The sequence below is a fragment of the Brachybacterium sp. J153 genome (assembly GCF_036311905.1).
Classification (GTDB): domain Bacteria; phylum Actinomycetota; class Actinomycetes; order Actinomycetales; family Dermabacteraceae; genus Brachybacterium.
The window spans coordinates 146,524-164,207 of the sequence record NZ_JAZDCH010000006.1; the positions used below are offsets into that span (position 1 = coordinate 146,524).

At 71.4% G+C, this 17,684-nt stretch carries 14 protein-coding genes and 6 tRNA genes; 4 read left to right on the forward strand and 16 right to left on the reverse strand.

The features are described from left to right. Positions 1 to 165 precede the first annotated feature (165 nt). Together V1258_RS04285 and V1258_RS04290 are read left to right on the forward strand one after the other, a co-directional pair. Positions 166 to 1,812, forward strand: a complete 1,647-nt coding sequence (locus tag V1258_RS04285) for a DUF349 domain-containing protein (protein WP_329746887.1) — start codon at positions 166 to 168, stop codon at positions 1,810 to 1,812. 126 nt (positions 1,813 to 1,938) lie between these two features. After that, positions 1,939 to 2,604 (forward strand): hypothetical protein, encoded by a 666-nt coding sequence (locus V1258_RS04290; RefSeq protein WP_329748509.1) that lies wholly within the window; start codon positions 1,939 to 1,941, stop codon positions 2,602 to 2,604. A 10-nt stretch (positions 2,605 to 2,614) separates the two neighbouring features. Here V1258_RS04290 and V1258_RS04295 read toward each other — a convergent pair whose 3' ends face one another. The 16 genes from V1258_RS04295 to V1258_RS04370 all read right to left on the reverse strand — a co-directional run bounded on the left by V1258_RS04295 (position 2,615) and on the right by V1258_RS04370 (position 17,086). Next, positions 2,615 to 5,062 carry a RelA/SpoT family protein gene (locus V1258_RS04295; RefSeq protein ID WP_442878571.1) on the reverse strand — a complete coding sequence of 816 codons (2,448 nt, stop codon included), beginning with the start codon at positions 5,060 to 5,062 and terminating at the stop codon, positions 2,615 to 2,617. A gap of 82 nt (positions 5,063 to 5,144) precedes the next feature. Continuing rightward, a complete protein-coding gene (locus V1258_RS04300) occupies positions 5,145 to 5,732 on the reverse strand; it encodes an adenine phosphoribosyltransferase (protein WP_329746889.1) in 588 nt (195 codons plus the stop codon). Then, the gene (secF, locus tag V1258_RS04305; protein ID WP_329746890.1) at positions 5,729 to 6,922 is read right to left on the reverse strand and encodes a protein translocase subunit SecF; all 1,194 of its coding nucleotides are present in this window, start codon (positions 6,920 to 6,922) and stop codon (positions 5,729 to 5,731) included. Before secF ends, V1258_RS04300 begins: the two co-directional genes overlap by 4 nt. Next, entirely contained in the window at positions 6,919 to 8,811 is a 1,893-nt protein-coding gene (gene secD, locus V1258_RS04310) for a protein translocase subunit SecD (RefSeq protein WP_329748510.1), read from the reverse strand. Before secD ends, secF begins: the two co-directional genes overlap by 4 nt. A gap of 51 nt (positions 8,812 to 8,862) precedes the next feature. Beyond that, positions 8,863 to 9,291 carry a preprotein translocase subunit YajC gene (yajC, locus tag V1258_RS04315; protein WP_329748511.1) on the reverse strand — a complete coding sequence of 143 codons (429 nt, stop codon included), beginning with the start codon at positions 9,289 to 9,291 and terminating at the stop codon, positions 8,863 to 8,865. A 127-nt stretch (positions 9,292 to 9,418) separates the two neighbouring features. Continuing rightward, on the reverse strand, positions 9,419 to 10,468 hold the full coding sequence (gene ruvB, locus V1258_RS04320; protein WP_329748512.1) for a Holliday junction branch migration DNA helicase RuvB: 1,050 nt from the start codon (positions 10,466 to 10,468) through the stop codon (positions 9,419 to 9,421). Next, positions 10,465 to 11,085, reverse strand: a complete 621-nt coding sequence (gene ruvA / locus V1258_RS04325; RefSeq protein WP_329746894.1) for a Holliday junction branch migration protein RuvA — start codon at positions 11,083 to 11,085, stop codon at positions 10,465 to 10,467. The genes ruvB and ruvA overlap by 4 nt, the downstream gene beginning before the upstream one ends. Before the next feature lie 26 nt (positions 11,086 to 11,111). Beyond that, positions 11,112 to 11,699, reverse strand: coding sequence for a crossover junction endodeoxyribonuclease RuvC (ruvC, locus tag V1258_RS04330; protein WP_329746908.1), 588 nt, complete (start codon positions 11,697 to 11,699; stop codon positions 11,112 to 11,114). 2 nt (positions 11,700 to 11,701) lie between these two features. After that, positions 11,702 to 12,460, reverse strand: a complete 759-nt coding sequence (locus V1258_RS04335; protein ID WP_329746895.1) for a YebC/PmpR family DNA-binding transcriptional regulator — start codon at positions 12,458 to 12,460, stop codon at positions 11,702 to 11,704. A 111-nt stretch (positions 12,461 to 12,571) separates the two neighbouring features. Beyond that, positions 12,572 to 13,891: a PrsW family intramembrane metalloprotease gene (locus tag V1258_RS04340; RefSeq protein ID WP_329746896.1), complete on the reverse strand. Its 1,320-nt coding sequence runs from the start codon at positions 13,889 to 13,891 to the stop codon at positions 12,572 to 12,574. Positions 13,892 to 13,943: 52 nt separating this feature from the next. Next, entirely contained in the window at positions 13,944 to 14,519 is a 576-nt protein-coding gene (locus V1258_RS04345) for an HIT family protein (protein ID WP_329746897.1), read from the reverse strand. Further along, positions 14,516 to 16,516 carry a threonine--tRNA ligase gene (gene thrS / locus V1258_RS04350; RefSeq protein ID WP_329748513.1) on the reverse strand — a complete coding sequence of 667 codons (2,001 nt, stop codon included), beginning with the start codon at positions 16,514 to 16,516 and terminating at the stop codon, positions 14,516 to 14,518. The genes V1258_RS04345 and thrS overlap by 4 nt, the downstream gene beginning before the upstream one ends. 160 nt (positions 16,517 to 16,676) lie before the next feature. Continuing rightward, positions 16,677 to 16,751: transfer RNA gene (locus tag V1258_RS04355), tRNA-Val, on the reverse strand. 23 nt (positions 16,752 to 16,774) lie between these two features. Beyond that, positions 16,775 to 16,848: transfer RNA gene (locus tag V1258_RS04360), tRNA-Cys, on the reverse strand. Between the two features lie 69 nt (positions 16,849 to 16,917). After that, positions 16,918 to 16,990, reverse strand: a tRNA-Gly gene (locus V1258_RS04365). A gap of 24 nt (positions 16,991 to 17,014) precedes the next feature. Next, positions 17,015 to 17,086 (reverse strand) — tRNA-Val (locus V1258_RS04370). A 326-nt stretch (positions 17,087 to 17,412) separates the two neighbouring features. Between V1258_RS04370 and V1258_RS04375 the strand changes: the two genes are divergently transcribed. Both V1258_RS04375 and V1258_RS04380 read left to right on the forward strand, forming a co-directional pair. Beyond that, positions 17,413 to 17,488: transfer RNA gene (locus tag V1258_RS04375), tRNA-Gly, on the forward strand. A 23-nt stretch (positions 17,489 to 17,511) separates the two neighbouring features. Beyond that, positions 17,512 to 17,586: transfer RNA gene (locus V1258_RS04380), tRNA-Val, on the forward strand. Positions 17,587 to 17,684: the final 98 nt, after the last annotated feature.

Sequence of the window (17,684 nt, forward strand, 5' to 3'; positions counted from 1 at the left end):
ACCTCCCGGGGGCACCGCGCGGACCGTGCCGAGCAGGCGGCCGCACCCCTGTAGAGTTCCGTGACGTGGTTCTCCCCGGTCGGGGCCAGGACCCCGTACCCGCCCGGCCGTCCCCGCGACGGCAGTGTCCCGCCCTGCAGCGGATCCCTTCGAAGGAGCTCAATCGTGAGCGAGTCCGAGACTCCCGTCCCCGCCTCCACCCCCGCCGATCCGGTCGCCGCCGCAGAGGTCGCGCCCACGGCGGAGTCGACGACGCCGGAGACCGTGCCCCCGGGCGAGACCGCCCCGAGCGTCGAGGCTCCGGCGGACGAGACCGCCGCTGCCGCACCCGCGGATCCGTCGGCCGAGCAGACCGAGTCCGCCGAGCCGACCGTGACCGCTGAGACGGACGACGCTGCCGCTGCCGACGCGCCCGAGGCCCCGGCGACGCCCGCCGCCGCCCCGCGTCCGTCGGCCCCGAAGCCCGGCCTGCCCTCCCCCGCCGCGCTCGCCGGCCGACGGGCCGCCGCGCCGCTGGTCCCGATCGCTCCTCCGGTCTCCACGCACGATCCCGAGGCCGTCGCCGCCGCCCGTGCCTTCGGCACCCTCGGCGAGGACGGCACCGTCTCCGTGCAGGACGGCACGCAGGTCCGCGCGGTCGGGACCAGCACCGAGTCCGATCCGGAGAAGGCGCTGGAGCCCTTCGTCCATGCCTACCTCGACCTGGTCGCCTTCCTGGACCTCACCCAGTCGACCCTCAACGCCCCCGAGCACACCCAGAACGAGCTCAACCGGCTCCTGGAGAACCTGCGCAAGAATATGAAGGAGCCGCAGGTCGTCGGCGACATCCCGGCGCTGCGGGCGCGCGCCCACGAGCTGCGCGAGAACGCCAAGGAGAAGATCCAGGCGCTCGAGGCGAAGCGGGCCGAGGGGCGCGCAGAGGCGACCCGGCGCCGCACCGAGTTCGTCGAGTCGATCGAGGCTCTCGTCGCGACCGATCCGGAGCAGATCTCCTGGAAGAACGCCGGCGACACCATGCGCCAGATGGTGCCGACCTGGAAGCAGATGCAGTCCGAGGACGTCTCCCTGGACCGTCCCACCGAGGAGGCGCTGTGGAAGCGGCTCTCCGCCGCGCGCGCGACCTTCGACCGCCTCCGCAAGCAGTTCTTCTCGCAGCTCGACGAGCGGCACTCCGAGGCGGCCACCGTTAAGGAGCAGCTCATCAGCCGCGCCGAGGCCATGCAGGACTCCACCGATTGGGGTCCGACGGTCCGCGCGTACAAGGACCTGATGGACGAGTGGCGCGCCGCCCCACGTGGCAGCCGCAAGAAGGACGACGCGCAGTGGAAGCGGTTCAAGGCCGCCCAGGACGCCTTCTTCGCCGCCCGCAACGCGGATCTCCACGAGACCGAGGCCGAGCAGCGCAAGAACCTCGAGGTGAAGGAGTCCCTGCTGGTCGAGGCCGAGGCCATCGACGCGGTGAAGGACCTCGACGCCGCCAAGGCCGCGCTGCGCTCGATCCAGGACCGCTGGGAGGAGGCGGGGAAGGTGCCGCGCGCGGACATGCGCCGCGTCGACGACCGCCTCCGCGCCGTGGAGCGTGCCGTGAAGGACGCCGAGCAGGCCGAGTGGCGACGCACCGACCCGCGTACCAAGGCGCGTGTCGAGGGGGCGTCCTCGCAGCTGCACTCGGCGATCGCCTCGTACGAGGAGGCCCTCGAGAAGGCCCGCGCGGGCGGCGATCCGAAGAAGATCGCCGAGGCCGAGGCCGCCCTCGAGGCCCGCAAGGAGTGGCTCGCCGTGATTGAGCGCTCGGCTCGCGACCTCGGCTGACCCCTCGCCCGGGGCGCGCCCGCACGGTCGCGTCCCCGGGCCGGGATCCTTCCTCCCCCGCCCCGCTCCGTCCACAGTGACGGGCGGGGCGTTGCCGTCCGCCGGGTCGCTTGCCACGCTCGGTCCATGATCTCCGTCGCTCCAGCCTCCCCGGATCCGCCGACGGCATGGGATCCCCCGGTGTTCGTCCGGCTGGGTCTCTGCGCCGCCTGGTCCTCCCATGCCGCTGAGCTCGCGGTCCCGCTCGGGGCGCAGCTCGAGCGCTGGCCGGAGAGTCCGGCCGTGGAGTCGATGGTGCGGGACGGTTTGCTCACCCGAATCCTGCCGGGCGTGCTGTTGCCCCCGGATCTCCTCTCCGGCGCGATCTCGCGGGTCCTGGCCCTCGGCTGCGCGCTCGGCGAGCACCTGCACTCCACGCAGGTCGTGGCGGGCGCCTCTGCCGCCTGGGTGCTGCTCGGGGGCACGCCGCCCCACCCGGCGGAGCTGCTCTCCTCCGCGCACCGGATGGTCCTCTCCGGCGTGGTGGTGCGCACGGCCCGGCTGCTCCCCCGGGAGGTGGAGACTCTCGGTGGTGCGCCGCTGACGGTGCCGACCCGCACCTGCGTGGATCTGCTGCGCTTCGCTCCGGCCGAGAGCGCGGCGGCGCTCGTCGGCGCGCTGCTCGAGAGCGGTCACGTCACCGAGGCCGAGATCGCTGGCAGTCTGGGGCGGATCTCCTCGCGTCATCCCGGGCTGGCGCAGGCGCGGCTGCGCTTCGAAACCCTGGAACGGACCGGTACAGCGGCGGCGTGAGCGGCGGCACTCACCCCGCGGCGAGAGGCTCCCCCGCATTCACGGCCTTGCCGTCGGCCGTGACCCGATACACGTCGTACACGCCCTCGACCCGTCGCACCTGCGAGAGGACCGACTGCAGATGCGAGGGATCCGCGAGCTCGAAGGAGAAGAACGCCGTGGCCAGCCGGTCCGAGTTGGTCTGCGCCGAGGCGGACTGCAGGTTGACCTGCTGCTCCGCGACGACCATGGCCAGATCGGTGAGCAGCCGGGGCCGGTCCAGCGCCTCGACCTTGATGTGCACCAGATAGGCGGTGCTGTACCGACCCGACCAGGTCACCGCGACGATCCGATCCGGCTGCTGCTCCCGCAGCTGCAGGGCGTTCGTGCAGGTCGCGTGGTGGACGGAGATCCCCGATCCGCGGGTGACGAAGCCGACGATCGGATCGCCCGGAACCGGGGCGCAGCACTTGGCGAGCTTCACCCACAGATCCGACTGGCCGTCGACCACGACGCCCTGATCGGTGTCCGCGATGTGCTGCGCCGAGCGCGAGGGCCGCGACTTCGCCCGCGAGGGCAGCGTCATCTCGGCGACGTCCTCCTCGGCGCCGATGGTGCCGCCGAAGGAGGCGCGCAGACGCTCCACGACGTGCTGGGCGCTCGTGTGCCCCTCCCCGATCGCGGTGTAGAGCGAGTCGACGGACGGCAGGTTCAGATCCGAGGCGACCGTGGCGAGGGTGTCGTGCGTGAGTAGGCGCCGCATCGGCAGGTCCTGCCGACGGAGCGCCTTGGCGAGCTCGTCCTTGCCCCGCTCGAGCGCCTCCTCGCGACGCTCCTTCGAGAACCACTGGCGGATCTTGCTGCGCGCCCGCGGCGATTTCACGAACCCGAGCCAGTCCTGGCTCGGCCCGGCCTCCGGGGACTTCGAGGTGAACACCTCGACCACGTCACCGGTGGACAGGGTCGACTCGAGAGATATCAGGCGGCCGTTGACGCGGGCGCCGATGGTGCGGTGGCCGACCTCGGTGTGGACGCTGTACGCGAAGTCGACCGGGGTGGAGCCCTGCGGGAGGGCGAGCACGTCCCCCTTCGGGGTGAAGACGTACACCTCCTGCGTGGTGATCTCGAAGCGCAGCGAGTCCAGGAACTCCCCGGAGTCGGTCGTCTCCTTCTGCCAGTCCATCAGCTGACGCAGCCACGCGGCGTCGTTCCCGATCGGTCGGGTCTCGCCGCCGCTGGACTGCCCGGCCATGGCCTTGTACTTCCAGTGCGCGGCGACCCCGTACTCGGCGCGGCGGTGCATCTCCCAGGTGCGGATCTGGATCTCCACCGGCTTGCCGGTGGGTCCGATGACCGTGGTGTGCAGCGACTGGTAGAGGTTGAACTTCGGCAGCGCGATGTAGTCCTTGAACCGGCCCTGCACCGGGGACCAGCGGGCATGCAACGTGCCGAGCACCCCGTAGCAGTCCTGGACCGTGTCGACCAGGACCCTCACGCCCACCAGGTCGTAGATGTCCGCGAAGTCCCGGCCGCGCACGATCATCTTCTGATAGATCGAGTAGTAGTGCTTGGGGCGCCCCGTGACCTCCGCCTTGATCCGCGCCTTGCGCAGGTCCTCGAGGATCTGCGAGGAGACGGTGCGGAGGTACTGGTCGCGGGCCGGTGCGTGCTGCGCGACGAGGGCCACGATCTCTTCGTAGACCTTGGGGTAGAGCACCTGGAAGGAGCGGTCCTCGAGCTCCCACTTCATGGTGTTCAGCCCGAGCCGGTGCGCGAGCGGTGCGTAGATCTCGAGAGTCTCCTTGGCCTTGCGCTCCGCGGAGGCGGCCGGCACGTACTTCCAGGTGCGCGCGTTGTGGAGACGGTCGGCGAGCTTGATCAGCAGCACCCGCACGTCGCGGCTCATCGCGACGATCATCTTGCGGACGGTCTCGGCCTGGGCGGCCTCCCCGTAGGTGACCTTGTCGAGCTTGGTGACGCCGTCGACCATCACCGCGATCACCTCGCCGAACTCCTCACGGAGCCGGTCGAGGGAGTAGTCGGTGTCCTCGACCGTGTCGTGCAGCAGCGCGGCGGCGACGACGTCCGCCGGGGAGCCGAGCTCGGCGAGGATCGTCGCGACCGACACCGGATGGGTGATGTACGGGTCCCCGCTCTTGCGCATCTGGCCGCGGTGGGCCTGCTCGGCGACGGTGTACGCCCGCTGCACGAGGGCGAGGGACTCCTTGGGGCTCGCCGCCGCCATGGTCTCCAGCAGCGGAGCCAGGAGCGGGTCGGTCACGGGAGCCGAGCGGCCGCCGAAGAAGGACAGCCGCGAGCGGGCGCGGCGCGGCAGGGTGCTGGGAGCGCTCCCCGGATCAGCCCCGGAGGGCGCGGACGAAACGGGCGAGACCGGTGTTCCCGGAGTGGCGGGCGCGGTCCCCTCCCGGGTCGCCTCGATCTCGGCACCCGGCCTCGTGGTCCCGCTCTGCTCCTGCACTGCGCACCTCCTGCTGGGAGGTCAAGTCTACGCACGCCCCGGGGTGGTCGCGTCCACGACAACTCGCTGGCGGATCAGCGGATCAGTTGGGGAAGGACCAGACCGCCGAGACGGGCACGTCGCCGAGCTTCTCCCGCCCGTTCAGGCCCTCGAGCTCGATGAGGAACGTGGCCCCCAGGATCTCCGCGCCGAACTGCTCCGCGAGCGCCATGGTCGCGGCGGCCGTCCCGCCGGTCGCCAGCAGGTCGTCGACCACGAGGGTGCGCGCCCCCGCGGGGAGGGACCCCTCGGGGATCTGGATCACGGCGCTGCCGTACTCGAGGTCGTACTCGAGGGTCGCCGGGTTCCCGGGCAGCTTGCCCGCCTTGCGCACGGGGACGAACCCCGCGCCGATCTCGTAGGCGAGCGGGGCGCCGAGCACGAAGCCACGGGCCTCGGTGCCGACGACGTACTCGATCCCCTCGGGGAGCCTGCTCGCCCAGTGGCGGATCACCGCGCGCAGCGCCGCACCGTCGCGCAGCAGGGGCGTGATGTCGCGGAAGAGCACTCCCGGCTGCGGGAAGTCCGGGTACTCGGCGATGTGGGTGCGGCGGAGCTCCTCGATCACCGCAGGGTTCACGGCGCCCTCCGAGTCCTCAGGGATGTCAGGGTTCTCGGGGGTGACGGTCATCGCTGTCCTCGTCGATCGGAGGTGCGCCGCCGACGGGTGGTCCGACGGGGCTGGGTGCGGGGAGCCGCGGGGCGGGATCCGCGGGTCGAGCCGGTGGCCCCACCGGCCGCGGCGATCTCGACCTCGTCCGCGTCGTCTTCCTCGTCCCGCACGTCCTCGCGCCCGAGGCCGTCGTCGGCGTCCTCGACCCGCGGCGCCGCCTCCACGACGGTGCCGGAGCGACGTGTCCGCTCGACGCGAGCGGTGTGGGCCCGGAGCTCGCTCTCGCCGCGCCGGAGGTCCACGAGCAGGCCCGGAGCGAGGAAGACCGAGGAGTAGGTGCCGGCGAGGATGCCGATGAAGAGTGCCAGCGAGATGTCCTTCAGCGTGCCGGCACCGAGCAGGAAGGCACCGATCACCAGGATCGAGCCGACGGGCAGCAGCGCTACCACGGAGGTGTTGATCGAGCGCACCAGGGTCTGGTTCGCCGCCCGCTCCACCTGGTCGGCGAAGCTGTGGCGCGTCTGCTGCAGGAGCCCCGAAGTGTTCTCGCGGACCTTGTCGAACACGACGATGGTGTCGTAGAGCGAGTAGCCCATGACGGTGAGGAAGCCGATCACCGCGGCCGGGGTGATCTCGAAGCCGCTGACCAGGTAGACGGCCGCCGTGACGAGCATGTCATGGACCAGGGCGATCAGCGCCGCCGCGGAGGACTTCAGGTTGCGGAAGTACACCGCCATGGTGATCGCGACCAGAGCGAGGAAGACGACCACGCTACGCAGCATCTTCTGCGTGATGTCGCCGCTCCACACCGGACCGATGTACGAGGTGGAGACGGCGTCGACCTCCACCCCGTAGGCGTCAGCGAGGTCGGCGGCGAGCTCCGCGGTCTGGGTCGAGTCGAGCTGGTCGGTCTGGACCCGGAGGGTGTTCTGGCCGAGCACCGTGATCTTCGGCTCGGAGTCGGGGAGCACCTCCCGCACGACCTCGCGGGCGGAGGTCTGCTCGGTGTCGGCGACCCCGGCGACCTGGAACTCGGAGCCGCCGGTGAACTCGATGCCCAGGTTCGGGCCGCGGAGCCCGGCGAGGGAGCCGAGCACCACGAGGACGATGACGCTGATCAGGTACCAGGTGCGGCGTCGACGCACGATGGGGACGACGCGTCGGCCCTCGTGCAGGTCGTTCCCGAGACGGGACAACACGGCGGTCATCGGCCCTCCTCCTCGGTGGTCTCGGCGCTGTCGGCGCTGGTGCTGTCCGGGTCCGGCGCCGGACCGCCGGGATCCTCCCCCGCGGCCCGCGTCTCGGCGGCCTCACGGGCGAGCCGCGCCTTGCGGGCGGCGAGGGGCTCGCGCTCGACGGTCCCCTCCTCCACCCGTCCGCGACGGGCGGGGCGCTCCGCGACCGAGCGGAACCGACCGCGGACCGCATAGGCGGGGACGTCCCGGCCCAGCAACGCCGGATCGAGACCGCTCAGCGGATGGCCCTTCCCGAAGAAGCGGGTCCGCACGAGGGACTGCAGCAGCGGGTGGGTGAACAGGAACACGACCACGAGGTCGAGGATGGTGGTCACGCCGAGCACGAAGGCGAAGCCGCGCACACCACCCGTGGACAGTGCGTACAGCACGACGGCGGCGATCAGGTTCACCGCGTCGGAGGCGAGGATGGTCCGCTTGGCCCGGTCCCAGCCATGGTCGACGGCGGCGACGATCCCGCGCCCCTCGCGGATCTCGTCGCGGACCCTCTCGAAGTACACGATGAAGGAGTCGGCTGTGAAGGCGATCGCGACGATCAGGCCGACCACGCCCGCGAGGGACAACCGGTAGCCGATCTCCGGGATGTTCGAGAGGACCGTGAGGATGCCGTAGGTGAGGGCGCCCATGACGAGCAGGCTCGTGGTGGTCACGATCGCGAGCACGCGGTACTGGAAGAAGGCGTAGACGACCACGAGGGCGAGACCGATGAGCCCCGCGATCAGGCCCATCTCGAGCTGGTCGCTGCCGAGGGTCGCGGAGATCTGCTGCTCCGAGGCGACCTCGAACTCGAGCGGGAGCGCACCGAAGCGCAGCTGGTCCGCGAGCTGGCTGGCCTGCTCCTGGGTGAAGCTGCCGGAAATGGAGGCCTCACCGTTCGGGGAGGGCTCCTGCACCTGGGGCGAGGAGATCACCAGGCCGTCGAGCACGATGGCGAACATCGGGCTCGCCCCCTCGCCGTTGTACAGCGCGGAGGTCATGTCGGAGAAGGCCTGCGCACCCGAGTCTTGGAAGGACATGTTCACCACGAAGTACCCCGTGGCCTGGCCGGTGGGGGTGGTCTCGGAGCTGACCTGGGCGTTCTGGATCGAGGATCCGGCGACCACCTCGGGGCCGAGCAGGAACTTCTGGGTGCCGTCCGGGTCGCAGGCGACGACGGCCTCGTCCGGGGCCGCGTCCGCCATCTTCTCCTGCTGGGCACGGGGATCGGTGCAGTCCGCGGTCATCAGCTCGGTCTGCAGCTCGGGGGTGAGCCAGTCGAGCGACCACGCGGGGTAGGCCAGCTCGCCCTCGGCGGGCGGGGCGAGCGAGGCGTCCTCGCCGAGGGTGCCGGAGAACTTCTGCTCCGCGGGGTCGACGGGCGGGGCGGAGCTCTCCTCCGACGCCTCGCCCGCGCCGCCGGCGTCGGAGGCGCCGCCCGCGTCGGACTCCCCTCCGCCGTCGGACGCCGCAGGATCACCGGTGCCCTCGGGCGCCACGATCCCCAGCACGGGGCGGAAGGACATCGACGCAGTCTGGCGCAGCGCCTGCGAGGTGGCCTCGTCGAGCTGGCCCGGCACGTCGATGACGATGTTGGTGCCGCCCTGCACGGTGATCTCGGTCTCCGCCACGCCCATGGCGTTCACGCGCTGGGCGATGATCTGCCGCGCCTGCTCCATGGCGGTGGGATCGATCGCCGCGCCGTCGCTGGACTGCGCCTGCAGGATGATCTGGGTTCCGCCCTCGAGGTCGAGGGCGAGCTTCGGGGCCGGATCCCAGCCGCCCTTCCAGACTCCGGCGCCGATACCGCCGCCGAGCAGCAGGATCAGCAGCGCGAGGGCGAGGAGGGCGATGCGGCGTGCGGGCATGGAGAGGCGATCCTCAGGGTGCGGCGGTGTGGGAGGGGGATCCGGTCGGGATCAGCGGTCGCGACGGTCCGCGTCGCGGGCGACGTCCTCGGTGACGGTCACGCCGGGCACCTCGCTCGCGGCGGAGGACCCCTCGGTGCGCTCCTGCTCGGAGCCGTCGACGGCGCCTGCGGCGACGGCCTGGTCCTCGGTGCCGGCCTCGTCCTCGGTCGGCTCCGCGGCGGGCTCCTCGACGGCCATGGCGATCGCCTGACGCGCCCACTTGCTCTGGGTGCCATCCTCGGACTCGAGCACCACGACGTCGTCGTACGCCTCCACGATCAGGCCGTAGAAGCCGGAGTGGGTGCGCACCTCGTCGCCGACGCCGAGCGCGCCGACGAGATCTCGCTGCTTCTGCTGGGCCTTGCGCTGCCGGCTCGACATCCACATCAGGGGCAGCATCATGACGGCGAAGATGAGCAGGAGGGGGAGGAGTTCCACGAGGTTCCTTTCGGCGGTGAGGTCGCCCCGTCGGGATCCCGGTCCCGGACGTGCGCCTGCCGCGGGCGACTGACCCGCCCACTGTACCCGCCACCGCCGCGCCGCCCTCCCAGGGGTGGCGCGTCGCTCAGAAGCGGCCCAGCATGGGGGCCGCGCCCTCGGGACCTGCGGGCGGCTCGAGCCCGAGATGGATCCAGGCGGCGGGGGCCGCCGCACGACCGCGCGGGGTGCGGAGCAGGAACCCCTCCCGCACCAGATAGGGCTCGACCATGGTCTCGACGGTCTCGGTCTCCTCCCCCACCGCGACGGCGAGGGTGGACAGGCCCACCGGGCCTCCCGCGAAGCGATGGCAGAGCGCCGAGAGCACCGCGCGATCCAGCCGGTCCAGCCCCCGCTCGTCCACCTCGTAGACCCGCAGCGCCTCACGCGCCGCGGCGAGGTCGAGGGCTCCGCTCCCCTTGACCTGTGCCCAGTCGCGCACGCGCCGCAGCAGCCGGTTGGCGATCCGCGGCGTGCCCCGGGAGCGGGAGGCGATCTCCGCGGCCGCCTCGTACTCGAGCTCGACCTCGAGCCGGATCGCCGAGCGGCGCACCACCTCGTGCAGCTCCCCCGGGGCGTAGAAGTCGAGGTGGCCGATGAAGCCGAAGCGGTCCCGCAGCGGGGCCGGCAGCAGCCCGGCGCGGGTCGTCGCGCCGACGACGGTGAAGGGCGGCAGGTCCAGCGGGATCGAGGTCGCGCCCACGCCCTTGCCGACCACCACGTCGACCCGGAAATCCTCCATGGCGATGTAGAGCATCTCCTCGGCGGGCCGGGCCAGGCGGTGGATCTCGTCGATGAACAGCACCTCGCCCTCGTCGAGGGAGGAGAGGATGGCAGCGAGGTCCCCGGCATGCTGGATCGCGGGACCGGAGGTGATGCGCAGCGCCGCACCGAGCTCGGCGGCGATGATCATCGCGAGGGTCGTCTTGCCGAGACCCGGCGGCCCCGACAGCAGCATGTGCTCGGGGGCTCGGCCGCGCGCGGCGGCCGCGTCGAGGACCAGCGAGAGCTGCTCGCGCACGACCTGCTGGCCCACGAACTCCTCGAGCCGGCGCGGACGCAGCGCGGCCTCCGCGGTGCGCTCGGGCGGGAGGGACTCGGGGCTGGTGAGCGACGGATCGGCTCCCGGATCGGTCATCGACTGCCGCCCAGGTGCCGCAGCGCGGCACGCAGCAGCGCCGCGGCGTCCAGATCGGCGCCGCCGTCACCCTCGCGCACGCGGTCCACGGCGGCGGTCGCCGTCTTCTCGGGCCAGCCGAGTCCGAGTAGCGCCTCGACGACATCGGCGTCCACCCCGGGCCGGGCAGCGCCGCCCGGCTCCGCGCTGGCGGAGCCCGTCGCGGCCTGGGTTGCGGGGGCCGGCAGCTTCCCTCCCAGCTCGAGCAGCATGCGCGAGGCGACCTTGGGCCCGATGCCCGGGGTGCGGGTGATGGTCTTCGCATCCTGCTCGGCGACCGCCCGGCGGAGTTCCTCGGGGTCGAGCACGGCGAGGACCGCGAGGGCGGTGCGCGGGCCGATGCCGGAGACGGACTGGACGATGCGGAAGGTCTCCGCCTCCTCGGCGCTCGGGAACCCGAACAGGGTCATCGAGTCCTCGCGGACCACCAGCTCGGTGTGCAGGGTCAGCTCGGCGCCGTGCCGGGTGGAGGTCAGGGCCTGGGGCGTGGTGCGGACGAGATAGCCGACGCCGCCGACCTCGAGCACGAGGGCGTCGAGGTCGAGGCGGGCCACCCGCCCGGTCAGGGATGCGATCACGCCACCACCATAGAACGAGTGTTCGATCAGAGGCGGGAGGTGGAGCGCTCCCGGGCGCGTCGGGCCTCGCGCTCGGCACGGGCCCAGACCTCCTGGGCGCTGGTCCGTGCCGCGCCCGTCGCGTCGAGCGCGACCCCTCCCCCGCCGCGCCACAGCTGCGTGAGGGCGATCGCGACCGCGTCGGCGGCGTCGGCGGGCTGCGGCGGGGCGTCCAGGCCGAGCAGTTTCACGAGCACGGTCTGGATCTGCGCCTTGTCCGCGCGGCCGCTGCCGGTCACCGCCGCCTTGACCTCCGAGGGGGTGTGCATCGCAACCGGGATGCCGCGCTCTGCGGCCTCGAGGATCGCGATCCCCGAGACCTGCGCGGTGCCCATGACCGTGGAGGTGTTGTTCTGGCTGAACACGCGCTCCACGGCGACGGCGTCTGGGCCGTGCTCGTCGAGCGCGGCCCGCAGGCCCCGGGCGATGGCGAGCAGGCGCTGGTCGATCGGGTCGCCCGGGGCGGAGCGGATGACGCCGGCGTGGACCAGGCGGGCTCGGCGCCCGCCGAGGGCGTCGATCACGCCGATCCCGCACCGGGTCAGACCCGGGTCCACGCCGAGCACCCGCAGCATGGTCACTCGGAGTCGTCGAGCTGCGCCGCGACGTCGTCCGGGATGTCGAGGTTCGAGTAGACGTTCTGCACGTCGTCGCTGTCCTCGAGGGCGTCGATGAGGCGCAGCGCCTTCTGCGCTCCCTCGAGGTCCACCGGTGTGCGCATCGTGGGCACGAACTGCGCCTCGGCCGAGTCGTAGTCGATCCCGGCCTCCTGGAGCGCTGTGCGCACGGCGACCACGTCGGTCGCCTCGGAGAGGATCTCGAAGGAGTCGCCCTCGTCGGTGATCTCCTCGGCGCCCGCATCGAGAACCACCTCGAGCAGCGTGTCCTCGGTCAGGTCACCCTTGGGGACCGTCACGACACCGCGACGGGAGAACAGGTAGGACACCGAGCCGGAGTCCGCCATGTTGCCGCCGTTGCGGTTGAAGGCCAGCCGCACCTCCGAGACCGCGCGGTTCTTGTTGTCGGTGAGGCACTCGACGAGGACTGCGACGCCGCCCGGTGCATAGCCCTCGTACATGAGGGTCTCGTAGTCGACGCCGCCGCCGTCGAGCCCGCCGCCGCGCTTGACCGCGCGATCGATGTTGTCGTTGGGCACGGAGGTCTTCTTCGCCTTCTGGATGGCGTCGAAGAGCGTCGGATTGCCGGCGGGATCAGGGCCTCCAATACGCGCGGCGACCTCGATGTTCTTGATCAGCTTCGCGAACGACTTCGCGCGCTTCGCATCGATGGCGGCCTTCTTGTGCTTCGTGGTCGCCCACTTGGAATGCCCTGACATGTCTCTCCCTCCGACATCTCCCGCCACGTGCCGGCGGAATGCCGCCCCATTCTAGGGGCAGGGCCGAGGGTGCCGGTCCGGCGGGTGTCGGCGGCCTGCCGACGGGACGCCTCAGCCGCGGACGACGGGGGACGTGAGAGCGCCGATCAGCCGACGGTCGGCGGTGAGCCGCTCGAGCCGCTCGCGCTCCATCGCCCGCGTGCGCGCCGTCGGACGCCCGTGGAGCACGCTGTGCCGCTCCATGCCCAGCGCGATCGCGGTGCGCAGGAAGTCCCGCATCGCCATCCGGGCGATGGCACCGTGCCGGGCGGCCCAGCGCTCGGCGCGGCGGCGCCTGCCCATCGCGACGAGCAGGTCGACCTCCTCGGGGGAGAACCAGCCGGCACGGCCGTAGTCGGACAGCCGCCGGCGCAGGATGCGGCGCTCCCGCAGCCGCAGGAACAGGGCGATGCCGACCAGAAGCGCGAAGATCGGCACCTGCACCGTGACGTAGTACCGCAGGAAGCCGGCGAGCGGGGCCTCGGGATCGACGGGGAGGAAGAAGCTCGAGCCGTTCCACAGCGCATGCAGCAGCATGCCCAAGGACAGTCCCCCGATGCCGAGGCCGAAGTACAGCATCAGCGAGCGGCGCTCGGCGGCGATACCCAGACCCAGTCCGCACAGCGCGGTGAAGGAGACGTGGGCGAAGGGCGAGAGCAGCCCGCGCAGGAAGAAGGTCTGCCAGAAGACGGCGACCTCGCCCGCGGCCTGCGACTGATGGAAGGAGCTGCCGAAGTAGAGGATGTTCTCGGTGAAGGCGAAGCCGCCCGCGATGAGCGAGGCGTAGACGACGCCGTCGATCGGTCCTGCGATGTACTTGCGTCCCCAGATCAGCAGGGCGACGAGTCCGAGCGACTTCATCGCCTCCTCGATCACCGGCGCCTGGATGACCGCGCCGAGGAAGCTCGCGACGATGTCCGCAGGCTCCTCAGGGCTGATCCAGTTCTGGAAGGCGCCGCCGATCATGAAGGTCAGGCCCACCGAGCCGATCGCACCCCACACGAAGGCGTAGACGAGCGAGGTGCGGGGCTGCGGGGTGTAGCGGTCCAGCCACCACACGGCGGAGAACACCAGGGCGACCGGGACGAGCGCCGCGGTGAAGGCGACGAGTGAGGTGCCGAAGCCGAGCGGCAGGATCACCAGGAGATAGAGGACCACCGCGGTGGCGGCGAGTCCCAGGAAGACCAGCGCCCAGTAGATGATCCGCCAGAGGCGGGATCGCTTCCGTCGGGGCTCGCGGCCCGACCCGAGGCGCCCCGGGGCGCGCGGGTCGCTGCGCTCGATGTCGTAGCCGTACCCGCTGGATCCCGGACCGGACGGGCCGGTCCGCTGCGACGGTGCCCCCTGCGGGAGCGGTGCGCTCGGCACGCTGGGTGCCCCGGTGATGCTCATGCCGCCCTGTTCCTCCCGCTCCCCCGACCGGACCGTCCGATGGTAGCCCAGGTCACGTCGGCCACGCCTCGGCGTAGAGGCGCCGCGTGTCCGAGAGCAGGATCGGGAGGGCCTTGGTCCGGCCCACCACGGGCAGGAAGTTCGCATCCCCCGGCCAGCGCGGCACGACGTGCTGATGGAGGTGGGCCGCGATCCCGGCACCGGCGACCTCGCCCTGGTTCATGCCCAGGTTGAAGCCCGCCGGGGAGGAGACCTCGCGGATCACGCGCATGGCGGTGCGGGTGATCTCGGCGACCTCGGCGACCTCGTCGTCGGTGAGCTCCGTGTAGTCCGAGACGTGCCGGTAGGGGCACACCAGCAGATGGCCGGAGTTGTACGGGTACAGGTTCAGGATCGCGTAGGCGACCCGACCGCGGTGCACGATCAGGGCGTCCTCGTCGTCGCGCGCCGGTCCGGCGCAGAAGGGGCACTGCGCGGCGTCGTCGGGGTCCTCGGGCTTGTCCTGCCCGCCGATGTACGCCATGCGGTGCGGCGTCCACAGGCGCTGGGTGGTGTCGGGGACGCCCGCGAAGGCGCGGGCGTCCTCGATCACGACGGGCTCGTCGCCCTGCTCGGCGGACCCCGTCACACCTGCGCCTTGTCGCGGATCGCCGCGACGATCCGCTCGACGGCCTCGTCGACGGCGATGCCGTTGTCCTGGCTGCCGTCCCGCATCCGGAAGGAGACGGCGCCGGCGGCCTGGTCCTCGCCGCCGGCGATCAGCAGGTAGGGGACCTTCTCCTTGGTGTGGGTGCGGATCTTCTTCTGCATCCGGTCGTCGGAGTCGTCGACCACCACGCGCACGCCGCGGGCGCGCAGCCTCTGGGCGACCTCCTCGAGATAGGGCGCGTACTCGGCGGCGACCGGGATGCCCACGACCTGCACCGGGGCGAGCCACACGGGGAAGGCCCCGGCGTAGTGCTCGAGCAGCACGCCGAAGAAGCGCTCGATCGAGCCGAACAGGGCGCGGTGGATCATCACCGGACGCTGCCGCGTGCCGTCGGACGCGGTGTACTCGAGCTCGAACAGCTCGGGCTCGAAGAAGTCCAGCTGGATGGTGGACAGCTGCCAGGTGCGGCCGATCGCGTCCTTGGCCTGGACGGAGATCTTGGGGCCGTAGAAGGCGGCGCCGCCCGGATCGGGGACCAGCTCGAGGCCGGAGGCGGTGGCGACCTCCTCGAGGGTGCGGGTCGCCTCCTCCCAGGTCGCGTCGTCGCCGACGGACTTCTCGGGATCGCGGGTGGACAGCTCGAGGTAGAAGTCGTCGAGCCCGTAGTCGCGCAGGAGGTCCAGCACGAACTGCAGCAGGCTCGCGAGCTCCTCCTTCATCTGCTCGCGGGTGGTGTAGATGTGGGCGTCGTCCTGGGTGAAGCCGCGGGCGCGGGTCAGGCCGTGGACCACGCCGGACTTCTCGTAGCGGTAGACGCTGCCGAACTCGAACAGCCGCAGCGGCAGCTCGCGATAGGAGCGCCCGCGGGAGCGGTAGACGAGGTTGTGCATGGGGCAGTTCATGGGCTTGAGGTAGTAGTCCTGGCCCTGCTTGGTGACGTTGCCCTCCGCGTCCACCTCCTCGTCCATGTGCATGGGCGGGTACATCCCGTCGGCGTACCACTCGAGGTGCCGCGAGGTCTCGAAGAGGTTCTTCTTGGTGATGTGCGGGGTGGAGACGAAGGAGTAGCCGGCCTCGACGTGGCGGCGGCGCGAGTAGTCCTCCATCTCCATCTTGATCATGGCGCCCTTGGGATGGAACACCGGCAGGCCCGAGCCGATCTCGTCCGGGAAGGAGAAGAGGTCGAGCTCGCTGCCCAAGCGGCGGTGGTCGCGGCGCTCGGCCTCGGCGATCCGCTCCTGATGGGCGCGCAGCTCCTCCTTCGAGGGCCAGGCGGTGCCGTAGACGCGCTGCAGCATCGGGTTCTTCTCGCTCCCGCGCCAGTAGGCGGCGGCGGAGCGGGTCAGGGCGAAGCCGTTGCCGATGAGCTTGGTGGAGGGCAGGTGGGGGCCACGGCACAGGTCGGTCCAGACCACCTCGTCGCGCCGGTTGACGTTGTCGTACATCGTCAGCCCGCCCTCGCCGACCTCGACGCTCGCGCCCTCGCTGGCGTCCGCGGCGGTGGACTTCAGGCCGATCAGCTCGAGCTTGTACGGCTCGCCGGCCTCCTCGGCGCGGGCGGCGTCGTCGCTGATCTCGCGACGCACGAAGCGCTGCCCCTCCTTGACGATCCGGCCCATCTCCTTCTCGAGCGCCTTGATCGACTCGGGGGTGAAGGGCTCGGCCACGTCGAAGTCGTAGTAGAAGCCGTCGGTGATGGGCGGTCCGATGCCCAGCTTCGCGTTGGGGTTGATCTTCTGCACCGCCTGGGCGAGCACGTGCGCGGTCGAGTGGCGCAGGATCGAGAGGCCGTCGGGGCTCGAGATGTCCACGCCCTCGACGCCCTGCCCGTCCGTGAGCGCGGTCGCGAGGTCGCGCAGCTCGCCGTCGACGCGGAGGGCGATGATCGTGGTGGTCCCCGCGAAGAGCTCGGTGCCCGTGGTCCCCTCCTCGATCCGCTGGGGGAATCCGTCGAGGGTGATGGCGATCTGTGCCACGGAATGCTCCTTGCTGTGCGGGTCGAGCCGGCCGACGATGCCGGCTCCGCCAGGCATCTTATCGGGAGCGGATCGCTCGGAACCCCGAACAGCACCCGACAGCACGGACCAGCAGCGGATAGCACGCGAGCCCCGGTCCGAGGACCGGGGCTCGCATCGATGGTGGGCGATACTGGGATCGAACCAGTGACCTCTTCCGTGTCAGGGAAGCGCGCTACCGCTGCGCCAATCGCCCGCGCCGCGACCCGGGGGACGCGGTGGAGGTGGGTACGGGATTCGAACCCGTGTACACGGCTTTGCAGGCCGTTGCCTCGCCTCTCGGCCAACCCACCGCGGAGTGCGATGCACCCCTCGACGAGAAAGGCGCGTCCGACGAGAACGTCGGGCGCGCCGTCCCGGAGAGCGGACGACGGGACTCGAACCCGCGACCCTCACCTTGGCAAGGTGATGCTCTACCAACTGAGCCACGTCCGCACACAGGGATCCGAGGATCCTGCGTGGGCGATACTGGGATCGAACCAGTGACCTCTTCCGTGTGAAGGAAGCGCGCTACCCCTGCGCCAATCGCCCTGATGCCGCCCCGCGGGGCGAACTCGAAGAAGCCTACACGAGGTTCACCGAGGGTAGCGCCACCTGGGATGTGACGTACATCCGAGGTGCTTCCGGGCATCCCGCACCCTCCCGCTCGCGACCCTAGACCCCTCGCCGACCAACCTCCGACCGGCGCCCTACCGACCCTCGACCCACCCCTGACTCGCTCCCCCGGCTCCCCCCGAACATCGCCATCCACGAACCGGCCCCGACCCCGGCGGTGACGTCGGCCACCTCGACCCCGATCGGTTTGCGCCGGTGACCGATCCGGCACTACAGTCGTCCCTCGTCGGCTCAGCCGATATGCGGACGTGGCTCAGTTGGTAGAGCATCACCTTGCCAAGGTGAGGGTCGCGGGTTCGAGTCCCGTCGTCCGCTCCATTCCTCCCCGCCTCACGGCGCATGGGCGATTGGCGCAGCGGTAGCGCGCTTCCCTGACACGGAAGAGGTCACTGGTTCGATCCCAGTATCGCCCACCACCCGGCCCCGGATCCCTCACGGATCCGGGGCCGTCGTCGTTCCCGCACCGTGACCCGCGCCTGCTTGTCGAGGCCCTGCCTACCAGTACCCTGAGCCC